Source organism: Planktothrix serta PCC 8927 (assembly GCF_900010725.2).
GTDB lineage: Bacteria > Cyanobacteriota > Cyanobacteriia > Cyanobacteriales > Microcoleaceae > Planktothrix > Planktothrix serta.
On the sequence record NZ_LR734869.1, the window covers coordinates 105,418 to 123,173 of the forward strand.

At 37.9% G+C, this 17,756-nt stretch carries 13 protein-coding genes and 2 tRNA genes; 9 read left to right on the forward strand and 6 right to left on the reverse strand.

Annotated elements, in window-relative coordinates:
• The first annotated feature begins 2 nt into the window (after window positions 1–2).
• The 3 genes from PL8927_RS11365 (at window position 3) to PL8927_RS11375 (ending at window position 3,189) form a co-directional block, all read left to right on the forward strand.
• A complete protein-coding gene (locus tag PL8927_RS11365; protein ID WP_083621340.1) occupies window positions 3–758 on the forward strand; it encodes a Uma2 family endonuclease in 756 nt (251 codons plus the stop codon).
• A gap of 209 nt (window positions 759–967) precedes the next feature.
• Window positions 968–2,326 (forward strand): AAA family ATPase, encoded by a 1,359-nt coding sequence (locus tag PL8927_RS11370; protein WP_083621343.1) that lies wholly within the window; start codon window positions 968–970, stop codon window positions 2,324–2,326.
• On the forward strand, window positions 2,323–3,189 hold the full coding sequence (locus PL8927_RS11375) for a DUF4435 domain-containing protein (RefSeq protein ID WP_083621346.1): 867 nt from the start codon (window positions 2,323–2,325) through the stop codon (window positions 3,187–3,189). The genes PL8927_RS11370 and PL8927_RS11375 overlap by 4 nt, the downstream gene beginning before the upstream one ends.
• A 27-nt stretch (window positions 3,190–3,216) precedes the next feature.
• Here PL8927_RS11375 and PL8927_RS11380 read toward each other — a convergent pair whose 3' ends face one another.
• The 3 genes from PL8927_RS11380 to PL8927_RS11390 form a co-directional block, all read right to left on the reverse strand.
• On the reverse strand, window positions 3,217–4,434 hold the full coding sequence (locus tag PL8927_RS11380) for a M20 family metallopeptidase (RefSeq protein WP_083621349.1): 1,218 nt from the start codon (window positions 4,432–4,434) through the stop codon (window positions 3,217–3,219).
• 120 nt (window positions 4,435–4,554) lie between these two features.
• Entirely contained in the window at window positions 4,555–6,018 is a 1,464-nt protein-coding gene (locus PL8927_RS11385; protein ID WP_083621352.1) for a glycoside hydrolase family 13 protein, read from the reverse strand.
• A gap of 219 nt (window positions 6,019–6,237) precedes the next feature.
• On the reverse strand, window positions 6,238–6,588 hold the full coding sequence (locus tag PL8927_RS11390; protein ID WP_083621355.1) for a CU044_2847 family protein: 351 nt from the start codon (window positions 6,586–6,588) through the stop codon (window positions 6,238–6,240).
• 146 nt (window positions 6,589–6,734) lie between these two features.
• Between PL8927_RS11390 and PL8927_RS11395 the strand changes: the two genes are divergently transcribed.
• The 6 genes from PL8927_RS11395 (at window position 6,735) to PL8927_RS11420 (ending at window position 13,937) form a co-directional block, all read left to right on the forward strand.
• A complete protein-coding gene (locus PL8927_RS11395; RefSeq protein ID WP_083621357.1) occupies window positions 6,735–10,337 on the forward strand; it encodes an nSTAND1 domain-containing NTPase in 3,603 nt (1,200 codons plus the stop codon).
• Window positions 10,338–10,358: 21 nt separating this feature from the next.
• Complete coding sequence (locus tag PL8927_RS11400) at window positions 10,359–10,652, forward strand: hypothetical protein (RefSeq protein WP_083621360.1); 294 nt, start codon at window positions 10,359–10,361, stop codon at window positions 10,650–10,652.
• Between the two features lie 396 nt (window positions 10,653–11,048).
• On the forward strand, window positions 11,049–12,338 hold the full coding sequence (locus tag PL8927_RS11405; RefSeq protein WP_083621362.1) for a glucose-1-phosphate adenylyltransferase: 1,290 nt from the start codon (window positions 11,049–11,051) through the stop codon (window positions 12,336–12,338).
• A 248-nt stretch (window positions 12,339–12,586) separates the two neighbouring features.
• On the forward strand, window positions 12,587–13,651 hold the full coding sequence (locus PL8927_RS11410; protein ID WP_083621972.1) for a hemolysin family protein: 1,065 nt from the start codon (window positions 12,587–12,589) through the stop codon (window positions 13,649–13,651).
• A gap of 73 nt (window positions 13,652–13,724) precedes the next feature.
• Window positions 13,725–13,806: transfer RNA gene (locus PL8927_RS11415), tRNA-Tyr, on the forward strand.
• Window positions 13,807–13,865: 59 nt separating this feature from the next.
• Window positions 13,866–13,937 (forward strand) — tRNA-Thr (locus PL8927_RS11420).
• 19 nt (window positions 13,938–13,956) lie between these two features.
• Here PL8927_RS11420 and PL8927_RS11425 read toward each other — a convergent pair.
• The 3 genes from PL8927_RS11425 to PL8927_RS11435 all read right to left on the reverse strand — a co-directional run bounded on the left by PL8927_RS11425 (window position 13,957) and on the right by PL8927_RS11435 (window position 17,632).
• A complete protein-coding gene (locus PL8927_RS11425; RefSeq protein WP_231505987.1) occupies window positions 13,957–15,693 on the reverse strand; it encodes a bifunctional metallophosphatase/5'-nucleotidase in 1,737 nt (578 codons plus the stop codon).
• A complete protein-coding gene (locus tag PL8927_RS11430) occupies window positions 15,694–16,044 on the reverse strand; it encodes a DUF4926 domain-containing protein (protein WP_083621364.1) in 351 nt (116 codons plus the stop codon).
• Between the two features lie 148 nt (window positions 16,045–16,192).
• Window positions 16,193–17,632 carry a glycoside hydrolase 100 family protein gene (locus PL8927_RS11435; RefSeq protein ID WP_083621367.1) on the reverse strand — a complete coding sequence of 480 codons (1,440 nt, stop codon included), beginning with the start codon at window positions 17,630–17,632 and terminating at the stop codon, window positions 16,193–16,195.
• Between the last annotated feature and the right edge of the window lie 124 nt (window positions 17,633–17,756).

Consider the following 17,756-nt stretch of genomic DNA (forward strand, 5'->3'; position numbering starts at 1 on the left):
TTATGGTGACAACTCAGGAAACAACGATTAATCAACTGATTACTCCTGTTATTACTTGGGAAAAATTACCCGATGATTTTCTATTAGAAGATGAACCCGTGGAAAATACAACTCAACCGTTAATTGCCGGGGCACTACGGGAAAGTTTAGAATTAGCGAGTTTAATTCAGCCAGAAATGTTAATTGCGTCTAATTTTGGCTTATGTGCTACGGTTAATGGGGAATTAGTGATTAAAGCACCGGATTGGGTTTATATTAAGCAAGTTCAACCCATTGAAGCGGAAAAAGCAAGAAAAAGTTATACTCCGAATTTACAAGGGGATATTCCTAGTATTGTTATAGAATTTTTATCGGAAACTGAAGGAGGAGAATATTCGGTTAAACGCAGTTATCCCCCTGGAAAATGGTATTTTTATGAACAAATTTTGCAAGTTCCGATCTATGCTATTTTTGAACCTGTAACTGGACAATTAGAAGTTCATTATTTACAAAATGGACGTTATGAACTCGATAAAATTAATCAGAATAGTCGTTATTGGGTTGAGGATTTAAAATTATTTTTAGGGGTATGGAAAGGAGAAAAAGAACAACGGAATGGGTATTGGTTACGGTGGTGGGATGAAGGAGGAAATTTACTTCCTTGGGCGGTAGAAAAGGTTCAACAGGAACGTCAACGAACAGCACAGGAACATCAACGGGCGGAAAAATTAGCTGATTTTTTGCGATCGCAGGGTATTAATCCTGATGATATTTGTTAAATGATTGCTGTTAGAATAGAAATATTGTCATAATTTTCTAAAGTTAATAAATATAGATCTCCTGTAGTTATAACATTTGTCTGAGCCGCGATCGCTACTTTTATTAGTTGAAACAATTTACAAAAACAAAAGTTCCGGGCTATTGAAATAAGTACAACTAGAAGTTATAATTGCAGTTAAGCAGCATAAGGCTAGGTCACTCAAACACTATGCAAATTAAGCAAATATCTGTTAAGGGTTTATTTGGAATTTTTGATCATGTAATTCCATTGAATATGAATGAGAGAATTACAATCATTCATGGGCCTAATGGTTTTGGAAAAACTGCAATACTGAGAATGCTAAATGGGTTGTTCAATTTTCGATATTCAGTGTTCCGTAGTATTCCATTTAAAAGTTTTCAAGTAGATTTTAATGATGGCAGAAGCCTTGAGGTAAACACTGATAATGGTTATGCAACAACAAAGAGAGAGTATTTCATCGAATTTCATAAGCCTAATTCAAAAAGTCCTACTTGTTGGGTTTTATCAAAAATGGAAGACTCCTCAGATATCGATTTGCCAGTCAGTATTTTGGACGATATAATTCCTGGGTTGCAACGAGTAACAGTTAAAAAATGGGTCTATGAGCCCACAGGTGAAGCTCTTTCTTTAAACGAAGTTATAGAGAGATTTGAAGATGTTATCCCGTTCAACATAAAATCACGATATAAAATACCAGATTTGTTAAAAGCATTAACAGATAATATTCATGTCCGCCTTATAGAATCACAACGTTTATTAAACTTTGAGCCTATTCGTTCTTCAAGAGTGAATTCGGGAACATCTTCCATGATACCAACGGTTTCATCTTATTCTAACGAGCTTGCAAAACGAATTGAATCTAAACTGGCAGAATATGGCACAACATCTCAATCTCTTGATAGAACATTTCCTGCAAGAGTCGTCCAACAACAATCATCTCCTGACGTTGACTTAACAGATGAACAACTTCGTACTCACCTCAATGAACTTGAAGAAATTCGCTCTCGTCTAATCGAGGTCGGTTTATTAGATAAAGATGAAAATTCAGACTTTCAAATTCAGCCTCAATCTATAGATGAAAGCACTAGGAATATTTTGTCAGTGTATGTTAAAGATGTAGAAAAGAAACTAAGCGTTTTTGATGAAATTGCGAGTAAAATTGAACTTTTAAGAAAAATTATTAACAATAAATTTTCTTATTCTTATAAAGAAATGAATTTTAGTAAAGAGAAAGGGTTTGTTTTCAAGACACATCATCCCTCCTCCTCTGATACAGATATTCTTTCCCCAAGCGATTTGTCATCGGGTGAGCAGCATGAATTAGTTCTTCTTTACGAATTACTATTTAAGGTTAAACCTAATTCTCTAGTGCTAATTGACGAACCCGAACTATCGCTTCATGTAGGATGGCAAGCCCAATTTTTAAAAGACTTACAAGAAATTACAAAGCTTGCAAATTTAGATATTTTAATGGCTACTCACTCACCCGACATCATTCAAGATCGTTGGGATTTGACTGTGGAACTGAAAGGAGCCAGGAAATGAGGGAGTATCTTTCTCCTGACCGTCATGCCAATGCCATTCGGCTAAGACGTAGCACTTTTTCAGGGACTTTTTTATTAGTTGAAGGTAGGACAGATCAGACATTTTATGAACGTTTTATTGACAAAAAAAACTGTGAATTAATGAGTATTTCTGGCAAACCCTCTAGTAAACTTCTAATTATTGATGTTCTGGGTATTTTGGAGAAAGACAATTTTGATGGAATTTTAGCTATTGTTGATGCAGATTTTGATCATCTTGAGACTTCACCGCATACTAACCCTAATCTAATTCGTACAGATACCCATGACCTTGAAACGATGCTGATCAATTCAAAAGCCTTTGATAAGGTGATTCGTGAGTTTGGTTCTGAGGATAAAATTACTAAATTTGGTCGAGATATAAGAACAGCATTGCTTGAAGCGGGTATGCCAGTTGGATATCTTCTCTGGGTTTCTAATCGTGATGGATTAAACTTGACTTTTGAGAAGATCGAATTTAGTAATTTTATTGATAAGAAAACCCTAAAAATTAATAAAATTAAACTGATTCAAGAAGTTAAGAATAAATCCCAAGCCTTTACACTGAAAGATGAAGAATTACAACAACGGATAATAAACCGAAAAAGTAGCAACCATGATCCCTGGCAAGTCTGCTGTGGTCATCACTTAGTGGAAATTCTATCCCTCAGCTTACGCAAAGCAATTGGTTCCGCTAATGCTAGTGATGTTGAACGGGAGAATTTAGAGCGTAGTTTAAGGCTTGCCTACGAAGAAGCTTACTTTTACAAGACGCAAATTTACTTATCTATTTGCACTTGGGAAACTAATAATCCACTATTTAGGGTCTTACGGAATGACATATAGCTTTTAAAAATCGGGTTTCTCTGTTAATTAATTCTTCTCAGGTGCTAAGTGTTTCTGACAAAATTTATAAGCTGAATAGGTTAGAGTTACTACTCCAGTAATAATCGCAGATTCATCGATTTCAAATTTGGGATGATGTAAGGGATAATTATGTTTATTTTTGTGTCCGACACCTAAACGAAACATCATTCCGGGGGCATAATCTAAATAGACGGAAAAATCTTCTGCACCTAAAGAAGGTTCGGGTAAAGTTAAAATTGCCTGAGTTCCAAATGCTTCCCGCACAGTTTCTTCCACAATTTGAGTTAATACTAGATCATTTTGCACCGAGGGAACCCCCCGACGATAATTTAACTCATAATTTGCGCCATACATTTGACAGATATTAGCAACAAATTGTTCAATCCAACCGGGTAAAGCTTCGTAGGTTTCGGGATGAAGCGATCGCACCGTTCCTAATAATTTAACCTGATCCGCAATAATATTAGGAGCCCGTCCGCCCATAATTTGACCAATGGATAAAACCACAGGTCTTAAAGGGTTTTGAGTGCGACTAATCGCTTGTTGTAACATTGTAATTACCTGGGCGGCGATCCAAATCGCATCCTTGGCTTCATGAGGTCGCGCCCCATGACCGGACTCTCCGATAATAGTTAATTCTAAATCATCCGCAGCCGCCGTTAACGCACCCGACCGCAGCCCCACACACCCGGCGGGAATACTGGGGAAGACATGAACCCCTAAAATCGCCGCAACATCCTCCATAACGTTATCCTGCACCATCCAGGTCGCGCCTTTGGCGATTTCCTCCGCCGGCTGAAACAGAAATCGCACCTTTCCAGGGAACTCCTCACCTAACTGAGATAACACCATCGCTGTTCCTAAGCCTAACGTGGTATGCAAGTCATGTCCGCAAGCGTGCATAACTCCCATCTGTCGAGAAGCATACTCTAACCCGGTTAATTCGGTCATGGGTAAAGCATCCATATCCGTGCGAATCGCAAACCAACGGGAGGCGGTGGTGTTTCCCTTAAATTCTCCCACGACTCCCGTTTTTCCCACACCTTCTTGAACTTTAATTCCACAGGAAGATAAGACCCCGGCGACATAAGCGGAGGTTTGATATTCTTGACCACTGAGTTCAGGGTGTGCATGAATGTGGCGACGAATCTCAATTAACCGAGGTGCTAAAGTTGTGGTAATGTCTTTAATTTTTTCAAGGATAGATGGGGAATTCTGGGTCATGGGATGCAATCCAATTAGCAAGAATAAGATTAAAGCAGATGTTTTATTATAGGGTAATTTTCTAATCTTAGGGCATGGCATTACCATACCCTAACATCAAAATTCTCTCCTAGGAGATGACTAAGAATTCACCACAATCATTCCTTGACGAGGAGGAAGATTAACTTCTAATTCTGTTCTGTCCTCTTCTTGTTTCCAAGTCAATTTACCTTCTCCATAAATTAACCGATTCGGACAGGTTTTTAAATCGGAAACTGTAAAATCAATCTGGGCGGATTCAGTTCCCGAATTCACAAAAACGATTATTTCTTCGTTCCCTAAACATCGAGCAAATCCATAAACAATGCCCTCAGCATATAATATTTTGTACGAACCGATGCGTAATGCCTCATATTTATGACGAAGGGAAATCAGTTTTTTGTGATAGTCTAAAACATCTTGATGCCAAGAATCTTTCATGGGGAAACTTCGGCGCGAGTCGGGATCAAGTTGCCCTTCTAATCCGACTTCATCCCCATAATAAATACTGGGGGCACCGGGAAAGGTAAATAATAATAAAGTTGCTAATTGAACTGTTGTTTTATCTCCTCCAGCAATAGTAATTAATCGGGCTGTATCATGACTATCAAGTAAATTCAATTGAGTCAGTTGAATTTCCCAAGGATATAACTCTAATAAAGCTTGAATTTTTTGCCCATATTCTTTAGCAAATAAGGGCGGGTAGGGGAAGTAAGAAGGGGTTTCGACTAATTCCATTTGAACGCGATCGCCAGCGATAAAGGCAACAGTTGGGCCTGTAAATAAATAATTCATCACCCCGTCAAATTGCGTTCCATCTAACCATTCTCTAGCATCAACCCACACTTCTCCGACAATATAAGCTTCTGGATTAACGGCCTTAACTCGCTCTCGAAATTCCTTCCAAAACCCCGGCGTTTTGACTTCAAAGGGCACATCTAAGCGCCAACCATCAATGCCAAAATTCACCCAATATTCGGCAATTTCCATGATATATTCCCTGACTTCAGGATTATCATGATTAAATTGAGGTAAAGCTCGATTGTCGATCCAACCCACATAATTTGCAGGTTTACTACCATCATAAGCCGATAACGGCCAGCCTTCAATTTTAAACCAATCTAACCAAGGAGAATGGGGGCCATTTTCTAAAATATCATGAAACTGAAAAAAGCCCCGACTGGCATGATTAAATACCCCATCTAATACAACTTTAATATTGCGTTGATGGGCGGCATCTAACAACTCTTGAAAGGCTGTATTTCCTCCAAGTATGGGGTCAATTTGATAATAATCGTGGGTATGGTAGCGATGATTAGAAGCGGATTGAAAAATCGGGGTAAAATAAATCGCATTAATCCCCAAATCCTCTAAATAATCTAATTGTTCAATCACACCCCATAAATTCCCTCCTTTATATCCCTGTAAACTTGGAGGCAAATCCCATTGTTCCCAGCGATCGGATTTTAATAAGGTTTTGCGCGGAATTGTGGCTTGAGCAAAGCGATCGGGAAAAATTTGATAAAATACCGCGTGTTTGACCCAATCAGGAGTTTGTATTTGCATAAGAGTTGTTCATCACTTGTTCAAATTCAAAAATTATAATCTAATTTGAACTTAAAAAAATCTGCCCATAGCAAGACTCAATTGTTTGTGAACAGAGAAATGGAGGCTTTTGCATCTGCTAAAGGGATAGATCCTCACACATTCTGACAAATTAAGAGAATTGCTATAGTTAGATTTTAGGTGAATTGATATATAGTTTCTAATTTTTATTCAAGAGATTTAGATTGGCTTTAGGTTGGGAAACTTGCATTTGACTTGAACTTCTAAATTACTCTCAGCCGAGCCTTCAGAAATATAAGGAATACCTGCTTTTCCACCCATTTTAATTGCAAATTTAAGAGTTACTTCTTCAATTTCTGCTGCTCCAAAATCTTTAAATGCACTCACAGCCATTGTAGAATAAACCCGTATTAAATGACGGGCGTGTTGTAACTGATTGATCACCTCAGTTTGAACGCCTCTTTCTTCATCATAAAGCTCATCATCGGTTTCGGAAGTGACTTTTGGGTTGAGTTGTACTTGATAAACTTGGCCATCAACTTCATAAGCAAATGTTTCTATTTCAGCCATCACTCACCTCTGTTAAAATTTGTATCTATTTTACGTCAAGTTCTTGCCACTTTTCCGGGTGATCCAGTTAGAATAAGGAAAAATACTGACTAAAGCTTTAAGGTACTCCTTATATAGCTTTGTATTTTATACCCCAGACTAACCGTATGACTCGCTACGCACTGATTATAGGAATTGCGGAATATCAAAACTTAACGCCTCTTCCCAAAGCTGCTGAAGATGCAGAAGCTGTGGCGCAACTCTTAGAAGATTTTGGTAATTTTGAAGTAACGCGACTACCACACCGTCGTAATTCTATTACACAGCGTTTGGAAATTGCACCGAAACAGTTAGTGGATTCAATCAAGTTAGGTCAAGCGTTACAAAACTTATTATTAGAACGAGGAAAAGGCAAAGAAGTTTTAATTTATTTTGCAGGTCATGGCTTAACCTTTACGGATAACTTAGGAGAGATAAAAGGAGCATTAGCTGCTTCAGATTGCCAACTGGAAAGACAGGGAGAACAGATTATTGATTATAAATATGGTATGGCTTTCTCCAGCCTAAATAATTTAATTAAAAAATCCGATTTAAGTAGTTTAATCCTTATCTTAGATTGTTGTCATAGTGGCTATTTTTTAGAAAGCGAATTATTGCAAGATACTTTAACAACGTTTAAAACCCAACGGGATTATTATCTGATTACAGGATGTCGCAGCTTTGAAACAGCAAAAGTCTTTAAAGGAGAATCTCATTCTATTTTTACAACTGCATTATTGAAAGGATTATCCCCAGAGAATGCTGGAAGAAAAGGCCGGATTAGTGGCGATCGCTTATTTGATTATATTAGCAACGAATTGAGAGGCTCTGTTCAAGAACCCATTCGTATGGGTTGGGGAAAAGCGATTAATTTAGTCACTTATTCAGATATTCACTCAACAATAGAGTTAGTGCTTTTTAATCGGAAAAATCCCTATCAAGGATTAGCGTCATTTCAATTAGAACAAAAACAGTATTTCTTTGGACGAGACAAAGTAATCAGAATTTTAGTAACCCATTTATCAAATAGTCGTTTTTTACCTATTATTGGTTATTCGGGAAGTGGCAAAACCTCTTTAGTAAAAGCAGGTTTATTGGCTGAATTAGAAAAAGATCGCATTCCCGCTAGTAGTCAATGGAAACGAGAAATCTTTACCCCAGGTCAATATCCCTTTGGAAAACTGGTTAATGCCATTAGTAAATATTCTAATCAGGAAACTTATTTAATCTTTATTGACCAGTTTGAAGAAGTGTTTACCTTGTGTGAAAGTGAAGATGAACGGTTAAAATTTTTCCAACTGATCGCCGAAGAAATCAAAGCACCTGAGAAAAAAAGTAAATTGGTTTTAGCTATTCGAGGAGACTTTTTAGAACGCTGTAGTAGCTATCCAGATATTGTTAATTTAATTAACCAAGTTCCTCCGGTGATGTATGTTGTAGAACCCATGTCTCTGGAAGAATTAGAAAAAGTAATTGAACAACCTGCTCAGTTACATGGGGTAAAATTTGAACAGGGGTTAGTCTCACAAATGGCTTTAGATGTTATCGGACAGCGCGGTGCACTCCCCTTACTTCAATATGCGTTACAAGAATTATGGCGAGTTTGTATTGAGGAACCCGAATCTCCTGAACCTATATTAACGAAACAAGGATATGAACAAATTGGAGGCGTTAAAGGGGCATTAAATAATCGAGCTAACTTAATCTATGAAAGTTTTTCGCCGGATGATCAAATACTGGTTCGGGAACTGTTTATGAAGTTAGTTAAACTGGGAGAAGGAGAAGAAGTTACACGACAAAGAATCCCTTGGGAACGATTAAGAGCAATTTCTAGTTCCCCTGAACAATTACAACGAGTGATTGAAATTTTAGCCGGGTCTCAACAACGCCTAATTATTACCGATGAAAAAACAGTTGAAGTGGCTCATGAAGCGTTAATTTCTGAGTGGAAACTCTTAAAAAACTGGATTGAACAAGATCGAGAAAGTCTGAGAATTAATCAGCGATTTGAAACTGCGTTTCAAGAATGGCAAGAATCGTTTAAGAAATCCGATGAAGCTTTGTTAATGGGAGCGAGATTGTTAGAGATTCAAGAATGGATCGAAAAAACACAACCCAAATTAACATCCGATGAACAAGCTTTTTTTCACAGCAGTTTAGAACAGTATTTGCGAGAACAACAAGCAGAAGTTGAACAAGAACGTCAACTCCGAGAAGCCGCAGAAGCAAAAGCAAAAGCGGAATCTGAAAAAGCGATCGCAGAAATGGAAAAAGCGATGATTGCAGAAGAAAAAGCCGAAGCTGAAGCCGCACGAACAAAACAAGCTGAAGCTACAGTAAAAGTCGAAAAACAAAGAACTAAACTGATTATGTTGTCTAGTGTTCTGATTGCATTTACCTTGGGTTTAGGGTTAATTGCAACAACAATAGATGGACAGAAGCGAGAAAGTGAAGCCAGCCGCATTAGTGCTTATATTACTAGAGCAGAGCAACTGTTAGAAAATCACAATCAATTAGAAGCAGCGATCGCTAGTATAGAAGCTTTAGGGGAAATGAAAAAACTGCATCGAGAAAATCAAGAAGAATTAAGAAAAATTGAATCGGTGATTAATAATGTTCAGGAGAGGAACCGATTAGAAGGTCATGAAAGAAGTGTCTATAGTGTTGCGTATAGTCCTGATGGTGAAATGATTGCTTCAGCCGGAGATGAGGGTAAAATTATTTTGTGGAATTCAGAAAAAGGAAAGATTAAACAAACTATTCTAGCACATCAGGAGCCGATCTGGGCTGTACGATTTAGTCCAGATGGAAAGTTTTTTGCATCTGGAGGTAATGATAAAACTGTGAAGTTATGGAGTTCCTCTGGTAAGCTACTTTATACCTTTAACGAACCTCAAGATATTATATCTGATGTAAGTTTTAGCGCGAATAGCAAACAAATAGCTGCTGCTACTAAAGATGGAGATATTATAATTTGGGATGTTAATACTCATAAACTCATAACAACTCTTAACATAAGTCAACCCTTGATCAATAATAAAAAAAAGCGAATTTATAGCTTGGATTTTAGCACAAAAGAACCATCTTTGCTTGTTTATGCAAATTCTGATAGTTATTTCATTTGGGATTTAAAAAATAACTCTCTTAAACAACTTGCTCATAATCAACGATATCCTATGTCAGTTAGATTTAGCAAAGATGCTACAAGGATTGTATCTTGTGGTTATGAAGGAACTATAACAGTATGGAAAAACAATGGGGAACTAATAGGAGAATTTATTAAAAAAGATTCGGGTTTTAGTTTTATTTATGCTGATTTTAGCTCTGACAACCAATACATTGCTGCAATAACAACAGATGGAAGAATCGTATTAGTAAAAATGGAGAGTTTTTTGAAGCAAAATAGTCGAGTTCCAAAAAACAACAATAAAAAAACAGTCTCCGAAATTCAAGAATTTCATGAAATTCAAGAAAATCAGGGAGTGATTTATAAAATAAGTTTTAATCCCAGCCGTGAAAAAAATAATTTTTGGGTTTCTGGTGGTGATAGTAAAAGTTTGACCATATGGGAAATTAACAATAATAATGATAATAATATAGAAAAAATTGATATTAATAAATTAAATAATTTACTTGACAAAAATTGTAATTTTATGAGAGAATACATTAAAAACACTACAAAAATTGAAGAAACTAAAATCTTTTCAACTTTTTGTAAAACTCATTTATGATTTATTTGCAGGAGCAAATTTATGACTGATAGATCTGGAAACCCTGTAATATGCAGACAACAAGCATTCATAGGATTATTATTGTTGATCGTGATTAAGTCAAGCCACCTGAATGACGGTAATAGTCACTCACCAGAATCAACCGATTCTGATAGTTTATTATCTTTTCTCTCAAGAAGCAGAGAGGTAATAGAAAATTTTAATAAGGGAATAGAAACTAATATAGAAGAATTAATAAATCAATTGAGCTCTGTTACTACACAAATATTGATCACGGATTTAGCTAACCAGAAAAGTGCTGAAAGGGTCGATTAAATTGTATTAAACTCTCGTATTATTGTACAAAATCTTGAATTATTAGAGAGATGTTTCAATCAAGGAGAAATGGATACACCAAGAGTAAAAGAAGTTGAAAACCAACTTAAAATACAAATCAGTATATTGTTGAAAATATTGCTTTACTTACCTGATCAACTAAAACAATAAAGTTTTACGTTAATAACAGACATGGAAAAACAAGAGACTATTTATTGTCTGAAAAAGACAAATATTAACTTGCTCCTTTATTGGCCATCTTAACAACATTCTGTTAATCTAACCTAACCCTAACCCAAACTTAAGGTAGGTTTTGCCTCTCCCCCCTTGTCAAGAGTACCGTACAGTCGGACACTGGACTTGGGAAGACTATTGGCAGTTGAGAGGTAATTTTTTGTGAAACGAGTTTTAGCAATCATTCTCGGTGGCGGTGCGGGTAGCCGCCTGTATCCTTTAACCAAAGTGCGGGCCAAACCTGCGGTGCCCATTGCGGGGAAATATCGGTTAATCGATATCCCCATTAGTAACTGTATTAACTCCGAAATACTCAAAATCTACGTTTTAACCCAGTTTAACTCAGCATCCTTAAACCGTCATATTGCTCGCGCTTACAACTTCTCTGGCTTTGATGATAGCTTTACAGAAGTATTAGCCGCCCAACAAACCACCCAAAACCCGAATTGGTTCCAGGGTACAGCAGATGCGGTGCGTCAGTATTTGTGGCTGTTTAAAGAATGGGACGTTGACCAATATCTGATTTTATCCGGTGATCATCTCTACCGCATGGACTATCGAGAATTTGTCCAACGTCATTTAGACACGAATGCGGATATTACCCTTTCCGTATTACCCATTGATGAAAAACGAGCCTCTGATTTTGGGTTAATGAAACTGGATAACTCTGGGCGAGTGGTCAGTTTCAGCGAAAAACCCAAAGGGGACGCCCTGAAACAAATGCAGGTCGATACCTCCATGTTGGGTTTATCTCCTGAAAAAGCGAAAGAAAATCCTTATATTGCTTCTATGGGGATTTATGTCTTTAACAAAGATGTCTTGATTAAGCTATTAGATGAAAAGCCTCAAGAAACGGATTTTGGGAAAGAAGTAATTCCCAACGCATCCGAGGATTTCAACGTTCAAGCCTATTTGTTTAAAGACTATTGGGAAGATATTGGAACCATTGAGGCTTTTTATCATGCCAATATTGGTTTAACCCAACAACCTGAACCTTCCTTTAGTTTTTACGACGAAAAATCCCCGATTTATACCCGTTCTCGTTACTTACCCCCCACGAAAATCTTAGATTGTCACATTACTGAATCCATTGTTGCTGAGGGTTGTATTCTCAAAGAATGTCGGATTGATCATTCAGTTTTGGGATTACGTTCGCGTGTGGAAGCTGGATGTGTGATTGAAGAAACCCTGCTCATGGGTTCAGACTTTTATCAACCGTTCTCAGAACGTCAATCAGGTTTACAGGAAGGTGAAATCGCATTAGGGATTGGCTCTAATACCGTAATTCGGAAGGCGATTGTTGATAAAAATGCTCGCATTGGTCGCAATGTCAAAATTATCAATAAAGAGGATGTCCAAGAAGCGGAACGGGAAGATTTAGGATTTTATATCCGCAGTGGGATTATTGTGATCCTGAAAAATGCGGTAATTTGTGACAATACCGTTATTTAATGTTGGCATAAACAGAAAACTCAACAGATTGTAAGCAAAGGACTTCCCCTTCCCAGGAAGTCCTTTGTTGCCAAATTAAGTCTATAAAATTTCCTGATAGCAAAGGCGATGCTCTACAATCAAAACAGTTTTTTAGATGGCTTTATCCTGTTGTGTTAGCAACTTCTCCTTCTCAGTCCCTATTTGCTCTTGCTGAAACCTCGCCTTTACTGGGAAATATTGGGCTCGATATCCTGGTTTTGATCATCATGTTGATTCTATCCGCCCTGTTTTCTGGTTCTGAAACGGCGATTACCGCCCTCGATAATTTAAAACTGCGAGCTTTAATTAAAGAACAGGGCGACCCGAATGGAATGTATACCCTGGTTTTGGAAAAGCGTGCCCGATTTATCACAACGTTGTTAGTGGGAAACAACCTAGTTAATAATTTCTCAGCCATTCTCACCAGTAATTTATTTGCGATTTGGCTGGGTAATGCTGGAATTGGAATTGCTACGGCTGTTGTCACGTTTCTGGTACTAATTTTCGGAGAAATTACCCCCAAATCCTTTGCAATTAACAACATTTTACCGATTTTTAAAGCTATTGTTCGGCCGATTTATCTGTTGTCGATTGTTCTGTCTCCGGTAATTGTCCTATTAGAAACCATTACTCAAAGTATTATTCGTCTGTTTAGCCCCGGAGGTGTTCAGCAGGGATTATCGGTACAGGACTTACGGCTAATGATTGAAATTTTAGGCGGTCGGGGTCAGTTAGATTTGCAAAAACATCAACTTTTAAATAAAGCGTTGATGATGGATTATTTAATGGCGCGAGAAGTTGTTAAACCCCGGATTGAAATGCGAACAATTTCCCATCAGGCGACCTTACCCGAAGTGATTGAATTGTGTTTAGAAACAGGATATTCTCGAATTCCGGTTCAGGGAGAATCGAAAGATGAAATTGTTGGAATTGTTCATTTAAAACGGGCGTTACAATTAGCCCATACCCACGAGGAGGAACGCAACAGCATTTTGGTTACTGAAGCCATGAGTCCTCCGGTTTATGTTCCCGAAACCAAACGGGTGGGGGATTTGCTTAAGGAAATGCTACAACAGCGCCTACACCTGGCTATCGTGGTGGATGAATATGGGGGAACTGTTGGCTTAGTCACCTTAGAAGATATTTTGGAGGAGTTAGTCGGGGAAATTTACGATGAGAGCGATTTTCCTAGTCGCACCCAACGCCCCCGCAATACCTCCCGTCCAAACCGAACCCCCGAACAATCCCGCAGACCCCCTAGCCGTCAGCGTTCTGACCCACCTTCTACCTGATGGAAAAACTTTTTTTTCAAAACCCCTAGACATTTTCTGAGATTGTGCTACTATATAAAATTGTTGATTAAATGGGTCGATGCCCGAGCGGTTAATGGGGGCGGACTGTAAATCCGCTGGCTACGCCTACGCTGGTTCAAATCCAGCTCGGCCCACCTCTAAAATTAAGAATTAGGAACTATAAAGTCTTAATTTTTTGTTCTTAGTTTTTTTTGCCCGTGTAACTCAGTGGTAGAGTACCTCCTTGGTAAGGAGGAAGTCACGAGTTCAATCCTCGTCACGGGCTTTAGCTTAATCTTATTTCTCTATAATGATTGTTTGACAATAATGCGATCGCCTGATTTCACCTTAATATTAAATTGTGCTTTAATATAATCCATGACTACATCCATTAACAGAAATCCAGTATCAACTTGATTTTTTCCGGCTTTCATCACCTCATAACCATCCCCACCATTGACCATAAAACTATTGGTAACAACCCGATAACTTGCGGTTAAATTCAGAGGTTTTTCTAGTCCAGTTTGATCAATAATAGAAATAGAAAGCACACGAGAACCTACAGGTGCTTTTGGGTCATAAATAAACCGAAGTCCTGAGACTTGGGGAAATCTCCCTTCTCCTAATTCCACTTGACTCACGCCATGTTCTAAGGCTTGTTTAACTTGTTCTCCCGTTAAGTCTAATCGAGCAATCGTATTCCCAAAGGGAAGCACTTCTATAACTTGACTTACGCTAATATTTCCTACTGGAATACTAGAACGAATGGCTCCAGAATTTAGAATCGCAATTTGAGCCCCATCGGATCTTAATTTATTTAAGATGGCATCAGTAATTAAGTTTCCTAAATTAGTTTCTTGGGTGCGAACTTGCTCTCGACTTCCCTCTAATAAAACGGATGTTTTGCCAATAATCGTTTGACGTAAGATATCTAAAGGGGTTGAAAAAGCTTGTAATTGTTTAGAAAAACTGCCATCCGGTTGAATTTTATGGTCTATTGCATGGGGTAAACCTTCCCAAGATATTACCTCTCCTTTGGGGTTAAATTTAACTTTTAAATCCCCTAAATATTTCCCCCATTCCCAGTCTGTCACCACTAAAACAGTCTTTCCATTGGGTGTGTTGGTAACAACGGGATAGGGTTGTTTTGCATTCGGCATCGAACCCAACGGCGTATGGCTATGTCCGCCGATAATAATATCAACATCATCAACATTTTTTGCTAAATTGAAATCGGATTCAAACCCAATATGAGTTAAACCAATAATTTTATTAATCCCTTGTTGTTTTAATTCTCCGACCGCTTTCTTTGCGGATGCGATTGAATTGGTAAAGGTCACGCCTTCACCGGGACTTGAGAGGTTAGCGGTTTCTTCTGCGGTTAAACCAAAAATTCCGATTTTTTCCCCTTTAACTGATAAAATCACCCAAGGTTTAACTAAACCCTTTAAAGGCGAATTATCGGCTACTTCTATATTAGCAGAAACTAGAGGAAATTTCGCTTTTTTAATAAAATCAGCTAAAATAGCTTGTCCGCGATCAAATTCATGATTTCCCAGGGTTCCAGCTTGATAATTCATCTGATTATAAAAGGATAAATCTGCTTGACCTAAATATTGATTAAAATATAAGGTTCCTTGAAAAATATCACCCGCATCTAAAAGCAGTGTTTCGGTAGGATTTTCAGCTTTTAAACGATCAACTAAGGTTTTTCGTTGAGCAATTCCCCCCAGTTGCGTATCATTAGTTGTGATCGCGTCTAAATGAGCATGATGATCATTGGTGTGGAGAATTCTGAGGTTAAAGTCGCTCTCAAATAATCCTAAACTTTGGGAAGCGATCGCTAAAATTAACCCCGTCAGAAATAAACTTAAACCGAATTTTAATGTGCGTTTCATATCAGGAATTAGTAAGCAGTAATCAGTTTGTAGGGGCGGGTTCATCAAGATTTTAGTTAATTGATCAACATCTAGTAAAACCCGCCCGCACCCGGAATTAGTAATCAGTAATTTGTCTAAAAACCAGATTTCTTGAATTCCCATTTAAGCTAACTCTTGATCGGCTAGATTTTTGGGGAGTTCGGAGGGAGTAGATTGTTCCTGAACAACTTGAGGAACTTCATAATTAATATCACCAAATACAGAAATAAAATTTCCCCTTTCTGGGGTATCACTCACAACTGAAAATTGCTCAGGGTAAAGAATCACATTTTCATACTCAAATCCCGGTTCTCCAGTTTCACTTAAAATTGTTAGGTCAACAGCATACCCTTCTTTAGGACGTTCATAACATTCTATCACCGTTCCAATTGTGCCTTTAGGAATTAGGGATTTTCCAAAATCTGCGGGAATATCCACTAAGGTTTTAATGCGATCATAGGTTTGTGCTTTCATGATTCAGTCCTAAGCGGAAGTGAAACGAACAGTTGGGGGTTTCGAGTCTGTAATAGCTGTGACCTTTCCAATCTGTAAGGTTGAGTCTATCATAGCGGATCAGTTTGCATTCGTCTAATTGATTCAGAAATTGAGAAGAGAATTTCTATTAATTATCGGGTGAAGATGAAAATTCAATTAAGTCTAAATGTTGAGGATTTTGGAGTAAATATTGGGCGACTAAATAGCCAGAAATTGTCCAAGTTTGATAGAGTCTGGCTTGACGACCAATAATTTTTCCATCCTCATGATCATAATATTCCGGCCATTCATCATGGGCTAAATATTTTTCAGCAATAGCGATCGCATGATTAGCAATTGCCTCCTGACCCATTTTTACAGATGCGGCGGTTAATGACCACATTAAAACAGGCCAATTTCCGCCATTATGATACGACCAAGGCACATTTTTCGGGTCACATCCGGTAATAATTTCCCAATCTCGTCCGCTCACGGCTGGATAACAAATTTTCATCGGCATTTCTCCAATTAAACTTGACCATTGTTGCTCAATTAAGGTTAAAATTGCTTGAGATTGTTTCTGTGTGGTTAAACAACTAATAATTGATAATAAATTTCCCTGAGTAAAGAAGCGAAAATCGAGCCAACCGACTCCCAGATTTCCGACTAAATAGCCACCTTTGCGATCTAACCATCGTAATACCCAACCGGGAACCGTATTAGCATAAATATTAAATTTATTTAAGGCAGTTTCTCCAAATTCTTCAGTTTGATAGCGAAAAACTCGACGCAACAAACCCGGATCTAACCAATAGTGATGGCGAATATATTTAATTAATCGATGTAATCGATTTTCTAAATCTAAAATTTCAATATCTTCGGGATTTAATAATTCTAATCCAACTTTTAAAGCAATAACAAACAACGCTTGAATCTCAAGCGGATGACCGTAAACCCCCATGCGTCGATCAATCATAAATGCGCCTTCAGGAACTAACAGGGTTGGAGTCATATCAAAGCGTTTGGCTAAACATAACTCTAATAATAATTTAATTCCTCGTTGAAATTCAGGACGCTGGGCTATTTTTTCTTGGGGAACATTGGCTTGATCACAGGCTTTTTCATAAGCCTTTAATAAGAAAATCCACCATAATCCCGAATCAACGGGAGTCACCCGACCGATGGCGCGTTGACCAAAATCCGCTTTGATTTCCTGTTGATTAACGACTAAAAAACTAGCAGGCATTAACCCTTGTCCCGGTCTAACCCATTCTCCATTTTGGGGGTCTTGAGTCAGGAGAGATTGGCGCACCTCTGCAAATAATCCTTCCCCAGGAATAGGATTTTCCCAATCTAATTGTAAACCTAAAGTTACTTCTAAAAAGTTTTTAACAATGTCTCGTTTTCCCTGCATTAAAAAAGCCAACCCACAGGGAAAGAAATCTCGGATAAAACATTCATTATAATTGAGTTGTTCTTCCAATAATACCTTTTCCGTGGCGGCAACGGTTCCGACGGGTTTACCGTTATAAAATCGAATAGATGCTTGAAGACAAGCTTCAGCTTCTGCAATTAAACTATGATTCATGGGGGACAATAGATTAAAATTAAGACTGATCCTATTTTATCAAAAAATGATAATCTTTTACCGCAATTAATCATAAAGAAATTCCAAAATTTGCAATAAAGAGGAAAGTGTACTTAGCAAAAAT

Excerpts from the sequence above, each read along its gene's own strand:
- PL8927_RS11365 (WP_083621340.1), top strand. The coding sequence starts at position 3 with ATGGTGACAACTCAGGAAACAACGATTAATCAACTGATTACTCCTGTT.
- PL8927_RS11370 (WP_083621343.1), top strand. The coding sequence starts at position 968 with ATGCAAATTAAGCAAATATCTGTTAAGGGTTTATTTGGAATTTTTGAT.
- PL8927_RS11375 (WP_083621346.1), top strand. The coding sequence starts at position 2,323 with ATGAGGGAGTATCTTTCTCCTGACCGTCATGCCAATGCCATTCGGCTA.
- PL8927_RS11380 (WP_083621349.1), bottom strand. The coding sequence starts at position 4,434 with ATGACCCAGAATTCCCCATCTATCCTTGAAAAAATTAAAGACATTACC.
- PL8927_RS11385 (WP_083621352.1), bottom strand. The coding sequence starts at position 6,018 with ATGCAAATACAAACTCCTGATTGGGTCAAACACGCGGTATTTTATCAA.
- PL8927_RS11390 (WP_083621355.1), bottom strand. The coding sequence starts at position 6,588 with ATGGCTGAAATAGAAACATTTGCTTATGAAGTTGATGGCCAAGTTTAT.
- PL8927_RS11395 (WP_083621357.1), top strand. The coding sequence starts at position 6,735 with ATGACTCGCTACGCACTGATTATAGGAATTGCGGAATATCAAAACTTA.
- PL8927_RS11400 (WP_083621360.1), top strand. The coding sequence starts at position 10,359 with ATGACTGATAGATCTGGAAACCCTGTAATATGCAGACAACAAGCATTC.
- PL8927_RS11410 (WP_083621972.1), top strand. The coding sequence starts at position 12,587 with ATGTTGATTCTATCCGCCCTGTTTTCTGGTTCTGAAACGGCGATTACC.
- PL8927_RS11425 (WP_231505987.1), bottom strand. The coding sequence starts at position 15,693 with ATGGGAATTCAAGAAATCTGGTTTTTAGACAAATTACTGATTACTAAT.
- PL8927_RS11430 (WP_083621364.1), bottom strand. The coding sequence starts at position 16,044 with ATGAAAGCACAAACCTATGATCGCATTAAAACCTTAGTGGATATTCCC.
- PL8927_RS11435 (WP_083621367.1), bottom strand. The coding sequence starts at position 17,632 with ATGAATCATAGTTTAATTGCAGAAGCTGAAGCTTGTCTTCAAGCATCT.